Annotated in this window: 16 protein-coding genes; 9 read left to right on the top strand and 7 right to left on the bottom strand. The window is 71.0% G+C overall.

The features are described 5' to 3' along the window. Positions 1 to 10 precede the first annotated feature (10 nt). The 5 genes from JWR86_RS02970 (at position 11) to JWR86_RS02950 (ending at position 3,496) form a co-directional block, all read left to right on the top strand. Positions 11 to 460 (top strand): cupin domain-containing protein, encoded by a 450-nt coding sequence (locus JWR86_RS02970; RefSeq protein WP_299560536.1) that lies wholly within the window; start codon positions 11 to 13, stop codon positions 458 to 460. A gap of 202 nt (positions 461 to 662) precedes the next feature. Beyond that, positions 663 to 1,307, top strand: coding sequence for a L,D-transpeptidase (locus JWR86_RS02965; protein WP_299560535.1), 645 nt, complete (start codon positions 663 to 665; stop codon positions 1,305 to 1,307). Between the two features lie 47 nt (positions 1,308 to 1,354). Then, entirely contained in the window at positions 1,355 to 1,876 is a 522-nt protein-coding gene (locus JWR86_RS02960; RefSeq protein ID WP_299560533.1) for an OmpA family protein, read from the top strand. 334 nt (positions 1,877 to 2,210) lie between these two features. Further along, positions 2,211 to 3,215, top strand: coding sequence for a WcbI family polysaccharide biosynthesis putative acetyltransferase (locus JWR86_RS02955; protein WP_299560531.1), 1,005 nt, complete (start codon positions 2,211 to 2,213; stop codon positions 3,213 to 3,215). A 41-nt stretch (positions 3,216 to 3,256) separates the two neighbouring features. Then, on the top strand, positions 3,257 to 3,496 hold the full coding sequence (locus JWR86_RS02950; RefSeq protein WP_299560529.1) for a hypothetical protein: 240 nt from the start codon (positions 3,257 to 3,259) through the stop codon (positions 3,494 to 3,496). Between the two features lie 13 nt (positions 3,497 to 3,509). Here JWR86_RS02950 and uvrB read toward each other — a convergent pair whose 3' ends face one another. Next, the gene (uvrB, locus tag JWR86_RS02945) at positions 3,510 to 6,284 is read right to left on the bottom strand and encodes an excinuclease ABC subunit UvrB (RefSeq protein WP_299560527.1); all 2,775 of its coding nucleotides are present in this window, start codon (positions 6,282 to 6,284) and stop codon (positions 3,510 to 3,512) included. A 119-nt stretch (positions 6,285 to 6,403) separates the two neighbouring features. Here uvrB and JWR86_RS02940 point away from each other — a divergent pair, with 119 nt between their 5' ends. Beyond that, positions 6,404 to 7,090, top strand: a complete 687-nt coding sequence (locus JWR86_RS02940; RefSeq protein WP_299560525.1) for a hypothetical protein — start codon at positions 6,404 to 6,406, stop codon at positions 7,088 to 7,090. Positions 7,091 to 7,112: 22 nt separating this feature from the next. On the opposite strand, the gene JWR86_RS02935 is transcribed toward JWR86_RS02940, so the two are convergent. From JWR86_RS02935 to JWR86_RS02915, 5 genes are read right to left on the bottom strand one after another with little or no spacing between them, the layout of a single operon-like run. After that, entirely contained in the window at positions 7,113 to 7,400 is a 288-nt protein-coding gene (locus JWR86_RS02935; protein WP_299560523.1) for a 4a-hydroxytetrahydrobiopterin dehydratase, read from the bottom strand. Beyond that, a complete protein-coding gene (gene folK, locus JWR86_RS02930; RefSeq protein ID WP_299560521.1) occupies positions 7,397 to 7,897 on the bottom strand; it encodes a 2-amino-4-hydroxy-6-hydroxymethyldihydropteridine diphosphokinase in 501 nt (166 codons plus the stop codon). The genes JWR86_RS02935 and folK overlap by 4 nt, the downstream gene beginning before the upstream one ends. Beyond that, positions 7,890 to 8,261 carry a dihydroneopterin aldolase gene (folB, locus tag JWR86_RS02925; RefSeq protein ID WP_299560519.1) on the bottom strand — a complete coding sequence of 124 codons (372 nt, stop codon included), beginning with the start codon at positions 8,259 to 8,261 and terminating at the stop codon, positions 7,890 to 7,892. Before folB ends, folK begins: the two co-directional genes overlap by 8 nt. Further along, the gene (folP, locus tag JWR86_RS02920) at positions 8,261 to 9,082 is read right to left on the bottom strand and encodes a dihydropteroate synthase (RefSeq protein WP_299560517.1); all 822 of its coding nucleotides are present in this window, start codon (positions 9,080 to 9,082) and stop codon (positions 8,261 to 8,263) included. The genes folB and folP overlap by 1 nt, the downstream gene beginning before the upstream one ends. Next, complete coding sequence (locus JWR86_RS02915) at positions 9,079 to 10,242, bottom strand: DUF3095 domain-containing protein (protein ID WP_299560515.1); 1,164 nt, start codon at positions 10,240 to 10,242, stop codon at positions 9,079 to 9,081. Before JWR86_RS02915 ends, folP begins: the two co-directional genes overlap by 4 nt. A gap of 65 nt (positions 10,243 to 10,307) precedes the next feature. Between JWR86_RS02915 and JWR86_RS02910 the strand changes: the two genes are divergently transcribed. The 3 genes from JWR86_RS02910 to JWR86_RS02900 all read left to right on the top strand — a co-directional run bounded on the left by JWR86_RS02910 (position 10,308) and on the right by JWR86_RS02900 (position 13,262). Continuing rightward, a complete protein-coding gene (locus tag JWR86_RS02910) occupies positions 10,308 to 11,534 on the top strand; it encodes an alanine--glyoxylate aminotransferase family protein (RefSeq protein WP_299560512.1) in 1,227 nt (408 codons plus the stop codon). 114 nt (positions 11,535 to 11,648) lie between these two features. Continuing rightward, positions 11,649 to 12,419 (top strand): MotA/TolQ/ExbB proton channel family protein, encoded by a 771-nt coding sequence (locus JWR86_RS02905; RefSeq protein ID WP_299560509.1) that lies wholly within the window; start codon positions 11,649 to 11,651, stop codon positions 12,417 to 12,419. A 12-nt stretch (positions 12,420 to 12,431) separates the two neighbouring features. Then, positions 12,432 to 13,262 (top strand): flagellar motor protein MotB, encoded by an 831-nt coding sequence (locus JWR86_RS02900; protein WP_299560505.1) that lies wholly within the window; start codon positions 12,432 to 12,434, stop codon positions 13,260 to 13,262. Here JWR86_RS02900 and JWR86_RS02895 read toward each other — a convergent pair. Beyond that, a partial coding sequence (locus JWR86_RS02895; protein ID WP_299560502.1) for a DUF3772 domain-containing protein occupies positions 13,246 to 15,672 on the bottom strand: 2,427 nt, incomplete at its 5' end. The two genes, JWR86_RS02900 and JWR86_RS02895, sit on opposite strands and share 17 nt — an antisense overlap.

Raw genomic sequence — 15,672 nt, 5'->3', positions numbered from 1 at the left:
GGAGCGCGACATGAGAGTGGAGACGGCCGGCATCACGCGGGCAAACGAGTCCATCGAGGGCACGGCCTGGAACATTCTCGGCCAGACCTATGTGGCCAAGAGCGTCACCGACGCGTCGTTCTCTTGGCACGCGACCTTCCCTCCCGGGACCTTCGTGCCGCCGCACGCCCACCCCGAACAGGACGAGTACCTGTACATCCTGGAAGGCCGGCTCGATTTCTGGCTAAACGGCGTCGAGACCAGCGCCGAGGCGGGCGACACCGTGCGGCTGCCCCGGGGCGAGCCGCACGGCATCTTCAACAAGTCGGGCGCGCCGGCGAAATGCCTGTTCTGGGTGGCCCCGACCGGCAGCCTGCCGGACCTGTTCTGGGGCATCCACACGCTTTCGGAGCAGGTGCCCGAGAAGGTGGTGGAGCTGTCCGCCCGGCACGGCGTGAACTTCCTGCCGCCTCCGGCCTGACAGGCAGGGGGCGCCGGCCGGCGATCAGGGCAGGCCGCCGGGGGGCTCGCGTCGTCCGGTCGCGGCTGCCGGGGCACAGACACGGAAATACTCTGGTAATCAGGCTCCGGCACGTAGACAGCGCCGGCCAGGTCCGGAACAACGGCGACCGCGCAGGGTCGCCGGGACGCCACGCACGCCAAGGCCGGCTCGGGAGCACATCATGACGATCACACGACGCGCCTTCGGGGCGGGCCTGGCCGCGGCCGGAGCAGCCGCCGCGCTCCCGGCGCAGGCGGACTCGCCAGCGGATTGGAACACCTATTACGGCCCGGAGGTCGAGGACCACGGCAAGGTCTACCGCGCCACCAACCTGGCCCGTGTCGACCGGCAGTGGCACCGGCAGCTGGTGACATATTCCTCGAACGAGCCTCAGGGCACGGTCGTGGTCGATACCCGGAACCACTTCCTCTACGTCATCTTCGAGAACCAGACGGCGCTTCGCTACGGCGTCGGCGTCGGCCGCGAGGGCTTTCAGTGGTTCGGCCGTGCGGCCGTGACGCGTCGGGCCGTGTGGCCGGACTGGACGCCGCCGCCCGAGATGCTGAAGCGACGGCCTGACCTGCCGCGCCACATGGTGGGCGGCCCGGACAACCCGATGGGCGCGCGGGCCCTCTATCTCAGCCGCGACGGCCGCGACACCGGCTACCGCCTGCACGGCACGAACGAGCCCTGGTCGATCGGCCAGGATGGCTCCTCCGGCTGCATCCGCATGCTGACCGAGGACATCATGGACCTGTACGGCCGGTGCCCGATCGGCACCAACGTGCTGGTGCTTCGGCATCTCGGCTCGGGCGACGCGACCTAGATCAATCGACACGGCCGCCCGCGAGGCGGCCGCCACGGGGGCGAGACATGGTATCGAGGTTGAGGCGGCTCGCCGGAACGGTGGGCGCTGTTGGCGTGGCCGCGCTGGGGCTCGCGGGCTGCGTTGAGACGGTGCAGACGGCACGGGGGCCCGGGCCCCTGCCGGCCGGAACCATCGCGGTCGGGACGGAGACGCCGGGCGGCGGCAGCGAGGATTTCGTGCTCAATGTCGGGCGCCGCACCTATTTCCGGGAAGCGTCGGCCGAGCTCGACTCGGTGGCTCGCGAGACGCTGAACAAGCAGGCCGAGTGGCTGAAGCGCTATCCACGCTGGAAGGTGAAGATCCAGGGCTTCGCCGACGATCCCGGATCCAAGGAGGCGAACGTGGCCGTCTCGGCCAAGCGGGCCCAGGCGGTCCGAAGCTACCTCGTGGAGCAGGGCGTGTCGCCCGACCGCATGACCTCCAAGGGCTATGGTCGCGATCGGCTGGTGCGCGACTGCGCCGACCTGTCCTGCAAGTCGCAGAACCGGCGCGTCATCACCAATCTCGAAGGCGACCGCGACCTCTGAGCCGGGGCCCGGGGCGGCCCGCGGCGTGACGGCGCGCCCGGGCCGCGCAGGTAGCCAGACCCGGCGCAGGCGTGCTTGAAGGCGCGACACCGCCCGGAGTCACGCCCGATGATCGACACAACCGTGAGTCGCCGCAAGGGGCTCGGGACCGCAGCGGCGGCCGGCCTTGCCGCCGCCGTGGGCTCGCTGGCCGCGGCCCAGAGTGCTCCGGCCGGGCGATGACCGCCTCCCGGGCCGAGCTGCTGCCCTGGCCGCGGTTCAACGGGTTCGCCTATGACAGCCTCCGGGTGCGGATTCGCGGCCGGAGCTGACCGGGACTCTCGATCCGATGCAGATGGGTGACGCGCTTCAGCGCCTGCTGCGGGCGGCGCATTCCGGGCCGTTCGGCAGGCGGGCGGCCGCGCGCGCCGGCTCGCCGCGCATTCTGGTGGTCGGGGTGTGCCAGGGCGCGGCCGTGGCCCGGGCCATGCGCTACCTCCTGCCCGAGGCCGAGGTGACCACCATCTCGGCCTTCCACCTCAGGCGCCGCTTTCGCCGGCTGGCGGATCTCGTCGCCGAGGCCGGCCGGCACGACGTGGTCTTCGCAAACACCTACCTGCCGGCCTTTCCGGACGGCGGCGCCGGGGAGTTCCACGCGGCCGCCGCCGTCAAGCTGCTGCCCACGGTGGTCTTCTCCGCCTTCCACCCCGACCAGGTCCGCGTCGGTGACCTCGCCGATCCGAATCTGAAGGGGCTGCTGACCGGCCCGATGGGCCATTCGCATTCGGCCCTGGCCCTGTTCGGCTATCTCGAGGGGCTGTCCGTCGACGCGACCGAGCGGCTGTTCCGGGGCGAGGTCTATGCCGGACTGGGCTATCTGGACGGCTGGGACGGGTCGGTTCTCGGCCAGCGGACGCTGGGCCAGGAGGTCGGCTGGGACCTCGACGCGGAGATCCGGCGCTGGGCGCTGCGCGGCTGCTTCATGCATTGCGACAACCACCCCAAGATGCATGTGCTGTCCGATCTCGCCCGCCTCGCGCTGCGGCGGGCCGGCATCCCGTTCACTGATTGCGACCTCGACAGCTACCTGCCGGACGACCAGGGGGAGATCGGCTGCTGGCCCGTCTATCCGGAGATCGCCGAATATTACGGCGTGCCGGGCAGCGCGCTGTTTCTGAGCCCGCGCTCGCGCCGGCTCGGCCCCGCCCGCACCATGACTCGGCGGCGCTTCCTGGACGGAGCCTTCGCGGGCTACCGGAGCACGCCCTCATCCCAACTCGTCTGCGAGCGCGTAGCCGGCTGGCGCGCCGACCCGGAGACGCGCGGCTACCTGCGCCAGGCCGCGGGCCTCAGCCGCTGACGGGAGCCGGAGACAAGCTGGCGCGGACGCAGGAGGGGCCGATGACGGCGCTGGTTTTCGAGCATCGCGGCTGGACGGTGGTCGCCAACACCTGGAGCGCGGCCGCCAAGCCGGGCGGCGGGACGGCTTTGTCCTACCTCGCCGGGGCGGAACTCGGCCCGTCGCCGAACCCGACCGGCTTCGCGGAGATCGAGCTGCCAATCCCCATCGAGGCCTTTCTCAAGATCCTCAGCCGCGGCGGCCACGTGGTCGACCTGCGCGGGCAACTGCCCGAGCCCTGACGCGGCGGCCGGCTCAGCCCCGCTTGGCGCCGCCCCGCCACTTCGCCTTGGCGCCACCGACCCCGCCCGTCGAGCGGGGCAGGGGGCGGGCCGGCACGGGGCCGTCATGCAGCGGCAGCTCGCGGGCATGGGGGCCCATCTCGTCGAGCGTCGGCTTGCGCGGGGCCGAGTCGCGGCCCGGCTTCGGAAAGCCCTTGCCGACCGGCGTCGCCCGACCGGCCGAGCGCGGGCCCGAATAGCGGCCCGCCGCCTGCTCGACCTCGCCCTGCGAGGCCTTGGGGTCGATGCCGAGCGTCAGCTCGGTCATCTGCAGGCGCTTCAGCTCGTCGCGAAGCCGCGCCGCCTCCTCGAAATCGAGATCGGCCGCCGCCGCCCGCATGCGCTTTTCGAGGTCGGCGATCACGGCCTTGAGGTTGTGGCCGATGGTCAGGGCCTGGTCGGCCATGCCGGTATCGACCCGCACGTGGTCGCGCTCGTAGACCGAGTCCAGGATGTCGGCGATGCCGCGCTTGATGGAGGCCGGCGTGATGCCGTGCTGGCGGTTATAGGCGAGCTGCCTCTCGCGCCGCCGCTCCGTTTCGGCCATGGCTCGCTCCATCGAGCCCGTGACCTTGTCGGCGTAGAGGATCACCTTGCCGTCGACGTTGCGGGCCGCCCGGCCGATCGTCTGCACGAGCGAGGTCTCGGAGCGGAGAAAGCCCTCCTTGTCCGCGTCGAGGATTGCCACCAGCGCGCATTCCGGGATGTCGAGGCCTTCGCGCAGGAGGTTGATCCCGACCAGCACGTCGAAGGCCCCGAGCCGCAGGTCGCGGATGATCTCGATGCGCTCGATCGTGTCGATGTCGGAATGCATGTAGCGCACCCTCACCTTGTTCTCGTGCAGGTACTCGGTCAGGTCCTCGGCCATGCGCTTGGTCAGCACCGTGACCAGCGTGCGATAGCCGCGCTGCGCCATCTCGCGGATCTCGCCGAGCACGTCGTCGACCTGGGAGCGGGCGGGCCGCACCTCGACGGGCGGGTCGACGAGGCCGGTCGGCCGGATCACCTGCTCCACGAAGACGCCCTGCGCCCGCTCCATCTCCCAGGGGCCAGGCGTCGCCGAGACATGCACCGTCTGCGGCCGCATGGCCTCCCATTCCTCGAAGCGGAGCGGGCGGTTGTCCATGCAGGAGGGCAGCCGGAAGCCGTATTCGGCGAGCGTCGCCTTGCGGCGGAAGTCGCCCCGATACATGCCGCCGATCTGGGGCAGGGTGACGTGGCTCTCGTCGGTGAAGACGAGCGCGTTGTCCGGCAGGTATTCGAACAGGGTCGGGGGCGGCTCGCCCGGGCGCCGGCCGGTCAGGTAGCGCGAATAGTTCTCGATGCCGGCGCAGGCGCCGGTCGCCTCGATCATCTCGATGTCGAAGGTGGTGCGCTGCTCGAGCCGCTGCGCCTCCAGGAGCCGGCCCATGCGGTTCAGCTCGTCCAGGCGCTGGCGCAGCTCCTCCTTGATCGACTTCACCGATTGCACCAGCGTCGGCCGCGGCGTCACGTAATGCGAGTTGGCGTAGACCTTCACGAAGCGCAGGTCGGCCGTCTTGTGGCCCGTCAGGGGGTCGAACTCGACGATGGATTCCACCTCGTCGCCGAACAGCCCGATGCGCCAGGCGCGGTCCTCCAGGTGGGCCGGAAACAGCTCGATCGTGTCGCCCCGCACCCGGAAGGTGCCGCGCTGGAAATCGTTCTGCACGCGCTTGTATTGGAGCGCCACGAGGTCGGCGATGAGCTGGCGCTGCTCGATCCGCTCCCCGACCGTGATGGCGAAGGTCATGGCCGTGTAGGTCTCGACCGAGCCGATGCCGTAGATGCAGGACACGGAGGCCACGATGATGACGTCGTCGCGCTCCAGCAGCGCCCGCGTCGCCGAGTGGCGCATGCGGTCGATCTGCTCGTTGATGGACGAGTCCTTCTCGATATACAGGTCCGTCCGCGGCACATACGCCTCGGGCTGGTAGTAATCGTAATACGAGACGAAATACTCCACTGCGTTCTCGGGGAAGAACGACTTGAACTCACCGTAGAGCTGCGCCGCCAGCGTCTTGTTGGGGGCGAGGATCAGCGCCGGCCGGTTGGTGGCTGCGATGACCTGGGCCATGGTGTAGGTCTTGCCGGAGCCGGTGACGCCGAGGAGCACCTGGTCGCGCTCCTGGGCGTTCACGCCCGCGACGAGCTCCGCAATAGCGGTCGGCTGGTCGCCGGCGGGCTGATACTCGGAGACCAGCTTGAACCGGATTCCACCCTCGGATTTCTCCGGCCGGGGCGGGCGATGCGGGATCCATTGCTTACCGTTCTTAAACAGCGGGTTGCCGCTCTCCAGCAGGGAGGAGAGCGCCGCCACGGTGGCCGAGACGCCGGAGGTCGGCCCGGCGATGTCCTCGGCCGCGGATGTCCGGCGGGCCTTCGCCTGGCCGGCCGGGCCGGACGGCCTCTCCTGGACCAGCGGCGTCGCAGCGCCGGCCTCGAGCCCGAACACCTCCGCGAGACCCGGGTCGAGCGCCTCGACGGGCCCGGCATCGAAGGCGGCCTGAGGCGGCTCGGACAAGCCGCCGGGCGCGCGCCGGCGCCGGCCGGAGGGCTTCTCCTCGGTCGCGACATCCCCGCGCAGGTCCGATCGGCCCGCGCCCGGGCTGAGAAGCGCCGCGAGATGCGCGTCGAGCGGCTTCAGCACCGGCCGCGTATTACTGGGCTCTGCCCGCGCACGACCCTTGCGGGGCTCGTCACCGGCCCCCTGTCTCACACCTTTGGCCATGCCCGAATATGGGGTGAGTCGGAGGGTGTCGGAAGGGTGCGGGCCCGGGCGGGGTTGCGCCCGGCCGCGCGGCGGCCCAAGCGGTCCGGCCGTGACGCCATCTTGGCAGGAGCGCCGTCTTGATACCCTGGGTTCAGCTCGACACCGCCGCCATTCCGGGCGAGCCGGAACCCATGCGGCTGATGCAGCGCGGCGACGAGTTCTGCATCTTCGTGGGTCGGGCCGAGCTGATGAACAACCGCCGGCGCGGTTCGGAACAGGCGCTCGCCACGCTGACCTGCGCCCGCCTGCGCGACCCGTCGCGCGCCCGCATCCTGATCGGCGGGCTGGGCATGGGCTTCACCCTCAAGGCGGCGCTGGACGCGCTTGGCCCGAACAGCAAGGTGGTCGTGGCCGAGCTCGTCCCCGCGGTCGCCGCATGGGCGCGCGGCCCGCTGGCGCATGTGTTCGGCGGCAGTCTCGATGACCCCCGGGTCGAATTGCGGGTGGAGGACGTGAACCGGACCATCCAGTCGGGCCCGGCGCAGTTCGATGCCATCCTGCTCGACGTGGACAATGGCCCTGAAGGGCTGACCCGCCGCACGAACGACCGGCTCTATGACGAATGGGGCCTCGGCCGGGCCCGTTTCGCGCTGCGGCCGCATGGCATCCTGGCCGTCTGGTCGGGCTCCCCAGACCGCAAGTTCAAGGCGCGCCTGCAACGCTGCGGGTTCAGCGTGGACGAGCAGCGCGTGCACGCCCACGGCAGCAGCGGGCGCCGGCACGTCCTCTGGCTGGCCGCCCGCCCGGGCAACGGCTCCTGGTAGACGCGCCGCCCCGCGCCGGCGCTCAGTCGAGCAGCGCCTCGATGCGGGCGGCCAGGGTGAAATCGCGGTCCGTCAGCCCGCCGGCGTCGTGCGTGGTCAGCCGGATGCGCAAAGATCCGTAGCTGACCGCGAGGTCGGGATGGTGGTTCGCCGCCTCGGCCAGATGGCCGACCGCGTTGGCCAGCAGCAGCGGGCGGGCGAAGCCCTTGAGCCGCACCAGCCGGGCGATGGCCACGCCCTCCCGGGTCCAGCCCGGCAGCTCGCGCAGCCGACCGGCAATGGCGGCTTCGTCCAGCAGCGGCACGGTCATGCGGGCGGTCCTCCGTCCTCGACCCGGGCGATGCCGGCCCGTTCCGTCGCGGCGAGCGCGTCGCCGACACGGATGCCGGCGATGACGAGGTCGGGCGCGATCTCGGCCAGCGGCACGAGCACGAAGGCCCGGTCGCGCCAATGCGGATGCGGCAGCACGAGAGGCCCGGACGCCAGGGCGATGCCCTCCATGTGGAGGATGTCGAGGTCGATGGTGCGCGGGCCCCAGCGCCGCGTCCGGACGCGGCCGAGCGCGCGCTCGACCTCCTGGCAGGCCCCGAGCAGGTCGTGCGGCGGCAGCGCCGTCACGACCTCGACGGCGGCGTTCAGGAAATCGGGCTGGTCGGCCTCGCCCCAGGGCGGCGTGCGGTAGAGGCCCGACCGGGCCACCACGCGCAGGCCCGGCGCCCTGTTCAGCCGCGCGATCGCCTCGCCGATCAGCGCGGCGCGGTCGCCCAGGTTGCTGCCGAGGCCGAGCCAGGCCCGCGCCTCATTCACCGCGGCCCCGCGTGATTTCGACGGCGATGCCGTCTGTGATCGCGGACACGGGCGCGCTGGGCTTGTCGATCCGCACCGTGATCTCCTCGATCGGCGGGAACGCGGCCAGCACCTCGGCCGCGATCGCCTCGGCCAGCGCCTCGATCAGCCGGAAACGCCGCCCGGTCGCGACCCGGACCGCCAGGTCGACGAGTTCGGCGTAGTTCACAGACCGCGCGAGGTCGTCGGAGCGTCCGGCCGGTGCCAGGTCGAGCCGCGCCGCGAGCGACACCATGAACCGCTGCCCCATCCGCTCCTCCTCCGGCAGCACGCCGTGATGGGCGAACACGGCGATCCGCTCGACCAGCATGCGGTCGCGGCTCATCAGGCACCTCCCAGCACGGCGTCGACGACCCTCAGGGCCTCGACATGCGGCGCCACGTCATGGACCCGCAGGATGTCCGCCCCGAGCGTCGCGGCCAAGACATGCGCGGCCACGGAGCCGTGCAGGCGGTCGCGCGGCGCCGTCTCGCGCCCGGCAATGCGGCCGAGAAGCGATTTCCGGGAGGCGCCGACCAGGATCGGGAAGCCGAGCGCCTTGAGCTCGGGCAGCCGCCGCAGCGCCTCGAGATGCTGGGCCGGGCTCTTGCCGAAGCCGATCCCGGGATCGAGCGCGATGTCCCGATCGGGAATGCCGGCCCGACGGGCGATGGCGAGGGAGCGGTCGAAGAAGCGCCGCATCTCGTCCAGGATGTCGAGCGCGGGATCCGCGACCTCGCGGTTGTGCATCACGATCACGGGCGCGCCGTGGGCGGCCGCCACGCTGGCGATGTCGGGGTCGCGCTGCAGCCCCCAGACGTCGTTGACGATGCGGGCGCCGGCCTCCAGCGCCGCCCGGGCGGTGGCGGCCTTGTAGGTGTCGACGGAGATCGGCACCGCGAGGCGCGGGGCGAGGGCCCGGATGGCCGGCAGGATGCGGGCCTGCTCCTCGTCGGCCGGGACGGGCCGGTGGCCGGGCCGCGTCGACTCGCCGCCAATGTCCAGGATGTCGGCGCCCTCGGCCTCCAGCGCCAGCCCGTGTCGGACGGCCTCCTCGGCCGCCCCGAACAGCCCGCCATCCGAGAACGAATCCGGCGTGACGTTGAGGATGCCCATGATGAGGCGGCGTCGGCCGAGGTCCGCAGGCCAGCCCGAGGCTCGGCTCATGACGCCTCGCCCATTTTGAGGCTGCTGGCGGCGGCCGCGTAGCCGCCGGCCGCGCCGTCGATGAAATGCAGGTGGTTGCTCTCGGTCGGGGAGGGGGTGAAGCAGGTCATCAGGGCCGCCTTCTGCCTGTGCAGACCGTACACCGCCACCCCTTCGGCGGCGGCCCGCACAAGCCGGGCCTCGACCCGGTCGGCCAGCTCCGGCGCGCAATCGATCGTCATGCGCAGGCCGTCGTCATATTTGCGGTAATCGGAATTCACCACGAGTTCGGCCAGGTAGCGGGCCGGGTCGAAGCCCCCGATCGGGATCCGGTATCTCAGGATGGCGGAGCTGATGGCGTGGCCCACGGCGAGCCGGAGCCGGCGTCCCCCGAGGCCCTGGCCCGGCTTCCGGCTGGCCCTTGCCTCGAAGTCCCGCCCGGCGCGCGACCAGACGAGCGGCGGCCCGGCCTCCGGCACCGGACGGGCCATGTCCTGGCTGGCCTCCACCAGCCCGACCACCTCGGTCAGCAGATCCCGGTACGGGCCGGCACCGCCACCCGCCGCCGGCCGCACGATCACGGACAGGATCACGCCCCGCCGGGCCGGGATCTCGTCGAAGCGGCAGGACAACCCGGCCAGGTCGGGCCGGCTGCCCGCGGGCGCGGCCGGCAAGGCGAACCGGCCGCGCTTCATCTCGTCCTCGGCCCAGGCGAGCCCTCCGCCGGCGAACATGGCGTAGGCGACATGCGGCGAGACCTGGAAGCGGGCGAGGGTCAGATCGCGCCCCGCCGCCCGGATCGCCGCCACCGGAACCGCCGCGATCCGCAGCTCAAGCGCCATCTCCTCGCGCACAAAGGTGGCCGTTGCGGCGAGGGCGCGCTCGGCCGCCTCGGCCCAGCCCGGCGGCACGGCGAAACTCGCGCCGTCGCCCCCGAAGACGAACGGAAAGCGGCCGTGGCCGAGCGCGTTGGAAACGGCGGAAATCACGGCCGCGCCGGCCATGTTGACGGCCTTGTAGCGGCCGGCCTCGATCGCGGTGGTGGATTGCACCACGTCGGCGAGGCCGATGGTCCAGTCCTGCGGGACCGGCCTGTAGAGCGAAGTGTCGGCGATCTGGGCGAAGCTCGCGAAGGTCGGAACCTCTGCCAGGAATGTGTCGCCATCCGGGTGGCCGCTCATGGCTCACCATGACATGAATGACGAGGATCCGGGAGGGCGCGCGGGCGCCCCAAGGGGAGGGCGTCGTGACGCGTTTCGGTGATCTCGATCCGCCGCAGCGGCTCCTCATGGGGCCGGGGCCGGTGAACGCCCATCCCCGGGTGCTGCGGGCCATGTCGGCCGATCTTCTCGGGCAGTTCGATCCCGAGATGACGGCCTACATGAACGAGGTGATGGCGCTGTACAGGCCGATCTTCGGCACGGAGAACCGCTGGACCTTTCTGGTCAACGGAACCGCCAGAGCCGGGATCGAGGCCGCGCTGGTCAGCCTCGTGGCACCGGGCGACCGCGTTCTCGTGCTCGATTTCGGCCGCTTCGGGGCCCTGCTGAAGGAGATTTTGGAGCGGATCGGGGCCGAGGTCTCGTCCGTGGACGCGCCTTGGGGCGAGGTGGTGCCGCGCGAAGCCGTGGAGGCCGCGGTCGCCCGGGTCCGGCCGAAGGTCGTGGCCACGGTGCACGGTGACACGTCGACCACCATGGCGCAGCCGCTGGAAGGGCTCGGCCGGATCTGCCAGGAGGCGGGCGCCCTCTCCTACGTGGACGCGACCGCTACCATTGGCGGCATGGAGATCGCGGCCGACCGCTGGGGTGTCGACGTCGTGACGGGCGGATTGCAGAAATGCCTGGGCGGCCCGTCCGGCTCCGCGCCGATCACCGTGTCGGAGGCGGCCGCGGCGCGCATCTTCTCCCGGCGGCATGTGGAAAAGGGCATCCGGCGCGACGACATCCAGGACGGCACCGGCCTCCGCATCGGGGCCAATTACTTCGACCTCGCCATGGTCATGGATTACTGGTCCGAGAAGCGCCTCAACCACCACACCGAGGCGACCACCATGCTGTATGGCGCCCGGGAATGCGCGCGCGTGGTGTTGGAGGAGGGGCTGGCGGCCCGCGCCGCCCGCCACGCCGCTGCGGGCCGCGCCGTCACGGCCGGGGCCCGTGCGCTCGGGCTGACGGTGTTTGGCGACGACCGCTACCGCATGAGCAACGTCACGGCGATCGTGATCCCCGAGGGGGTGGACGGCGAGGCGGTGCGGCGGCGGATGCGGGAGGATTTCGAGATCGAGATCGGCACCGCCTTCGGCCCGCTCGCCGGCCGCGTCTGGCGCATCGGCGCGATGGGCTACAACGCCAGGAAGCACAAGGTGCTGATCACGCTCGGCGCGCTCGAGGCGGTGCTGCGGGCGGAAGGGTTCGGCACGCCCGCCGGGGCCGGCGTCGAGGCGGCTCTTGCGGCCTGGAACGACGGCTGAGGCAGCCACCGCCGCCCGGGCGCGTCTCGGCCATGCTTAACGCTTCCTTCAGGGCGGCCCTCTAGCTTCTGGCGAGGTAGCGCCTCCGTCGGGGCGAGCGGGACGCCGGGCACCATGGATATCGCAACCGGCGCTGGATTGCTCGGCGGCGTGGCCGTGATTGTGGGCCTCATCATGATCGATGGCGGCAACTTCGCCGCCTATTACGACAAGCACGCGGTGATCGTGATCTTCGGCGGCGCCACGGCCGCCACCATGACGCGCTTTCCCTTCTCGGTGATCGCCCACGGCCTGCCGATGGGCCTCCGGTTTGCCTTCGGCGGCCGCACCCTGCAACCGCGCGACCTCATCGAGGAACTGACCCGGATCGCCGACCTGATGCGCAAGGGCGGCCCGATGGCCCTCGAGTCGGTGGAGATCTCCGACCCCTTCCTGGCCCAGGGCGTGCGCTACCTCGTTGACGGCTACGACAAGGAGTTCATCCGCACCACCATGGAATGCGACCGCGACATCTTTCTCCAGCATCTGGACGAGGGGTCGAAGGTGTATCGCGCCTACGGCGATTGCGCGCCGGCCTGGGGCATGATCGGCACCATCCTGGGCATGGTGACGATGTTCGCCAACATGTCGGACCCGTCCAAGCTCGGCCCGGCCATGGCGACGGCCCTCTTGGCGACCCTCTATGGCGCCCTGATCGCCAACATGATCTGCCTCCCGATCGCCGACAAGCTGCACGTCAAGAAGGAGGAGGAGGACCTGTCCCGCACCCTCATCATCGACGGCGTGCTGCTGCTGCGCGACGCGAAGAGCCCGTCGCTGATCCGCGAGATGCTGGTCGCCTACCTGCCCGAGCACACCCGGCACGAATTGGCCGAGGCGGCCTGACGGGGGTCGGAGGTGGCCCGGCGAAAGAAGGGCGGCGGCCACGAGGGCGGACACGGCTGGTTCGTGACCTTTGCCGATCTGATGGCGCTCCTGATGAGCTTCTTCGTCATGATCGCGGCCTATTCGACCCAGGACCAGAAGAAGCTGCAGCTCGTCGCCGGCTCGATGCGTGACGCCTTCGGGTCGACCAAGGAGAGCCGCTACGCCGGCGTGGTCGAGCAGGAGGGCGTGCCCACCCGCGACAAGCTCCGCAACGCCCGCAAGGCACCGCCGGAACAGGCGACGGACCGGCCCTCCTCGCCCGCCAACAATGCCGAGATGGAAGGTGATCCGACCCCGGCGAAGACCTTCGGTTTCGCGCTCGCGGCCGCGTCTTTGCGCCAGGCCCTTCAGGCCCTGCCGGAGATCGCCGAGCTGTCCAAGCACATCATCGTCGAGGAGACCAAGGAGGGGCTCAACGTCTCGCTGGTCGACCAGGATGGCCGCGCCATGTTCGGCTCCGGCTCGACGCAGCCCTATGACCGGACGCGGCTGGTGCTGGAAGGGATCGCCCCGACGCTTCGGCGGGTGGGCCAGCGCATCTCGGTGACCGGCCACACGGCCGCGATGCGGCCGGGCCAGCGGCCGGAGGGGCCGCCGTGGGAACTCTCCGCGGGCCGCGCCGCCGTGGTGCGCGAGATCCTGGCCTCGCAAGGCATTCCGGACGACCGCTTCGCCGTGGTGGCCGGCAAGGCCGATGTGGACCCGATGTTTCCGGACAACCCCTATATCGCGGCCAACCGGCGGGTGACCGTGACCCTGATGAACGAGCCGCCGCCCATCCCGGTCACGGCGAAGCCCTGACCGGAGCCGGGACCGCCGAGCCCGGCGCGGCGTTCGGGGACGCGGCGCCGATGGCGTCGGCGATCTGCTTCAGCGCTGCTTGCACCGGTTCCAGCCCGCCCACATTCATCGCGCCCGGGCCCAGGGGCGGCAGGATGCCCTCCCGGACCAGCGTGCCGAACAGCGCGAAGTTGAGGTCGCTCTGCACCCGGAGCTGCTTGGTCACATCGTCCACGTAGCAGACGAGATCGAATTCCAGCCAGGTGTCCCCGATCTTCTTGAAGATCACCCGGGAGGGCGGCTCCTTGAGCACGTCGGGATGATCGTTGGCGCAGGCCAGCAGCAGCTCCGCGGCGCGGGCCGGATCCTGGTTGCGGAGCACGTTGACCGGAAGCACCACCCGGCCGGTCGCGTCGTTGCGGACCCGGTTTTTCACCACACCTGAGATCAGGTTGGAGTTCGGCACCACGATGGTGGCCCGATCGAAGGTCTCGATTTCCGTCGCCCGCACGCTGATGCGCCGCACGTAGCCCTCGCCGTCGCCGACCACCACGAGATCGCCGACCCGGATCGGCCGCTCCCAGAGCAGGATCAGGCCCGATACGAAATTGTTGACGATGGATTGCAGGCCGAAGCCGATGCCCACCGACAGCGCGCCGGCCACGATGGCGATCTTTTCGAGCGACAGACCGAGATAGCTGAACGCCGCCGCGGCGGCCGCGAAGAAGCCGAGATACCCCGTCGCGGTCCCGACCGAATTCCGCAGCCCGGCGTCGAGGTCGGTCGTCGGCAGGAAGGTTCCCGTTAGCCAGCGCTGGATGAGCCGGCTGAAGGCGATCACGCCGAAGAAGAGGGCCAGGGCCGCGATGATGGTCGAGAGCGAGATGGTGACGTCGCCGACCTTGAAGCCGAAGAAGGCGGCCCGGAAGGTCGAGGCGAAGTCGCCGGATTCGATGCCCCAGGGGGCAAGCGCCAGCAGGGTGGCCACAATTGCGAGAACCAGCCGGCCGACCCCACTCAGCAGCACGCCGAGCTGCTGCAGCGATTTGCGTCGCAGGCCGAGATTGGTCTGGAGGAGGGTCGAGATCCGGCTGTTGTCCCGAAGCGTGCCCCCCAGAAACGTGTCGCAGGCCGCGAAGGCGAGGTAGAGCAGGCCGGCGAGCGCGGTCAGCCAGACGATCTGATCGACCAGAAACGACGCAAAGGCGACATAGCCGCCGAGCACCGCCGCGACGGCGAGGCCGACCAGCAGCCAGCCCACCATGCGGATCGGGCCCGCGATGGCCGGCCCCGACGGAATATACGGCCCGAGGCAGGCCTCATCGCCATCGTTGCTGCGTTCGGCCAGCCGCAGCAGCAGCACGGCCAGGGTCCCGGCCGCCACCACGGCCGTCACCCCTTTGGTGGCGACGGTGAGCGCGAGGCCCGCCGCGATGGCCTGGTTCACGGCGTCCAGCGTGCGGCCGATCACCAGCACGGTTCCGAACAGGATGCCGAGCGAGAACAGCGAGCTCGCGACCGTGTCCGGGACGTCGATGAGCCGCCAGGCGGCCCGGTTGGGCGCGAACAGGGCCTGAACCAGACCCTGCAGGAAGGCCAGCACGACGAGGCCGGTCAGAAGGGCGTCGGCCACGTCGAGCAGGCGCCGCGGCAGCACGTCGAGCGCGTTGAACGCGAAGTAGATCAGAAGGCTGCCGGCCACGGCCGGAACCGTCTCGACCACCAGGATCGCGAGCGCAGCGAGAAGCTTGCGGAAGGGGCTGATTCCGGCCGCCGTGGGATCGCGGTGTACCAGGCGGGGCACGAGCTGCCGGCGCGCGATGTGCAGCGCCGCTCCAATGCCGATCGCGAGGCCGAGCGCCGTCAGCACCCACGGCGTGGAGCGCGATTCCAGGCGGCTCCACAGGTTCTCGCCCTGGAATTGCAGAGCCCGCACGTCGCGCGGCAGCGAGGACGCGACGGTCAGCCAAAGGTCCGGGCTCACCAGGCTGTAGCTGCGCTCGAACAGCGCGCTGGCGAAGGCCGAGCGCCGCCGGTCACTGATCAGGGACGTCAGCTGCTCGGCTTGAACCAGGAGGGTTCGGGCGAGGCGGTTGACCTCGTCGAGATGCCCCACGAGCGCGTCCCGTTCGAGCCGGTTGCGGGCGACCTCCGGCCCCTCAGCCGGCGCACCCTCCTCCGGCTTTGGGCCGAGTTGCGCGAGCTGGGCGCGGGCCGCTTCGAGCTTGGGGTCGATCTCGGCGATGTGCTCGCGCAGGCGCTCGGCCACGGGGTCAAGACGGAGTCGCAGGTCCTGCAGAGCTTCGGAGGTGAGGTCGCGCCGGCGCAACGTCGCCTCCGCCTGCTCGATCTCGAGCCGGCTGCCGTCCAGCGCCGCCCGCATGGCGACGATGTCCGGGGATGGAGGGATGACGGGCGGCGGGGCGGGCGC

It is taken from the genome of Enterovirga sp. (genome assembly GCF_028290205.1).
Taxonomy (GTDB): Bacteria; Pseudomonadota; Alphaproteobacteria; order Rhizobiales; family Beijerinckiaceae; genus Enterovirga.
Note: the sequence above shows the minus strand (reverse complement) of the source record. Positions and strands in the feature narration are given on the sequence as shown.

Excerpts from the sequence above, each read along its gene's own strand:
- folP (WP_299560517.1), bottom strand. The coding sequence starts at position 9,082 with ATGAGCCGAGCCTCGGGCTGGCCTGCGGACCTCGGCCGACGCCGCCTC.
- JWR86_RS02915 (WP_299560515.1), bottom strand. The coding sequence starts at position 10,242 with ATGAGCGGCCACCCGGATGGCGACACATTCCTGGCAGAGGTTCCGACC.
- JWR86_RS02965 (WP_299560535.1), top strand. The coding sequence starts at position 663 with ATGACGATCACACGACGCGCCTTCGGGGCGGGCCTGGCCGCGGCCGGA.
- JWR86_RS02950 (WP_299560529.1), top strand. The coding sequence starts at position 3,257 with ATGACGGCGCTGGTTTTCGAGCATCGCGGCTGGACGGTGGTCGCCAAC.
- JWR86_RS02955 (WP_299560531.1), top strand. The coding sequence starts at position 2,211 with ATGGGTGACGCGCTTCAGCGCCTGCTGCGGGCGGCGCATTCCGGGCCG.
- folB (WP_299560519.1), bottom strand. The coding sequence starts at position 8,261 with ATGAGCCGCGACCGCATGCTGGTCGAGCGGATCGCCGTGTTCGCCCAT.
- JWR86_RS02905 (WP_299560509.1), top strand. The coding sequence starts at position 11,649 with ATGGATATCGCAACCGGCGCTGGATTGCTCGGCGGCGTGGCCGTGATT.
- uvrB (WP_299560527.1), bottom strand. The coding sequence starts at position 6,284 with ATGGCCAAAGGTGTGAGACAGGGGGCCGGTGACGAGCCCCGCAAGGGT.
- JWR86_RS02970 (WP_299560536.1), top strand. The coding sequence starts at position 11 with ATGAGAGTGGAGACGGCCGGCATCACGCGGGCAAACGAGTCCATCGAG.
- JWR86_RS02935 (WP_299560523.1), bottom strand. The coding sequence starts at position 7,400 with ATGACCGTGCCGCTGCTGGACGAAGCCGCCATTGCCGGTCGGCTGCGC.
- JWR86_RS02960 (WP_299560533.1), top strand. The coding sequence starts at position 1,355 with ATGGTATCGAGGTTGAGGCGGCTCGCCGGAACGGTGGGCGCTGTTGGC.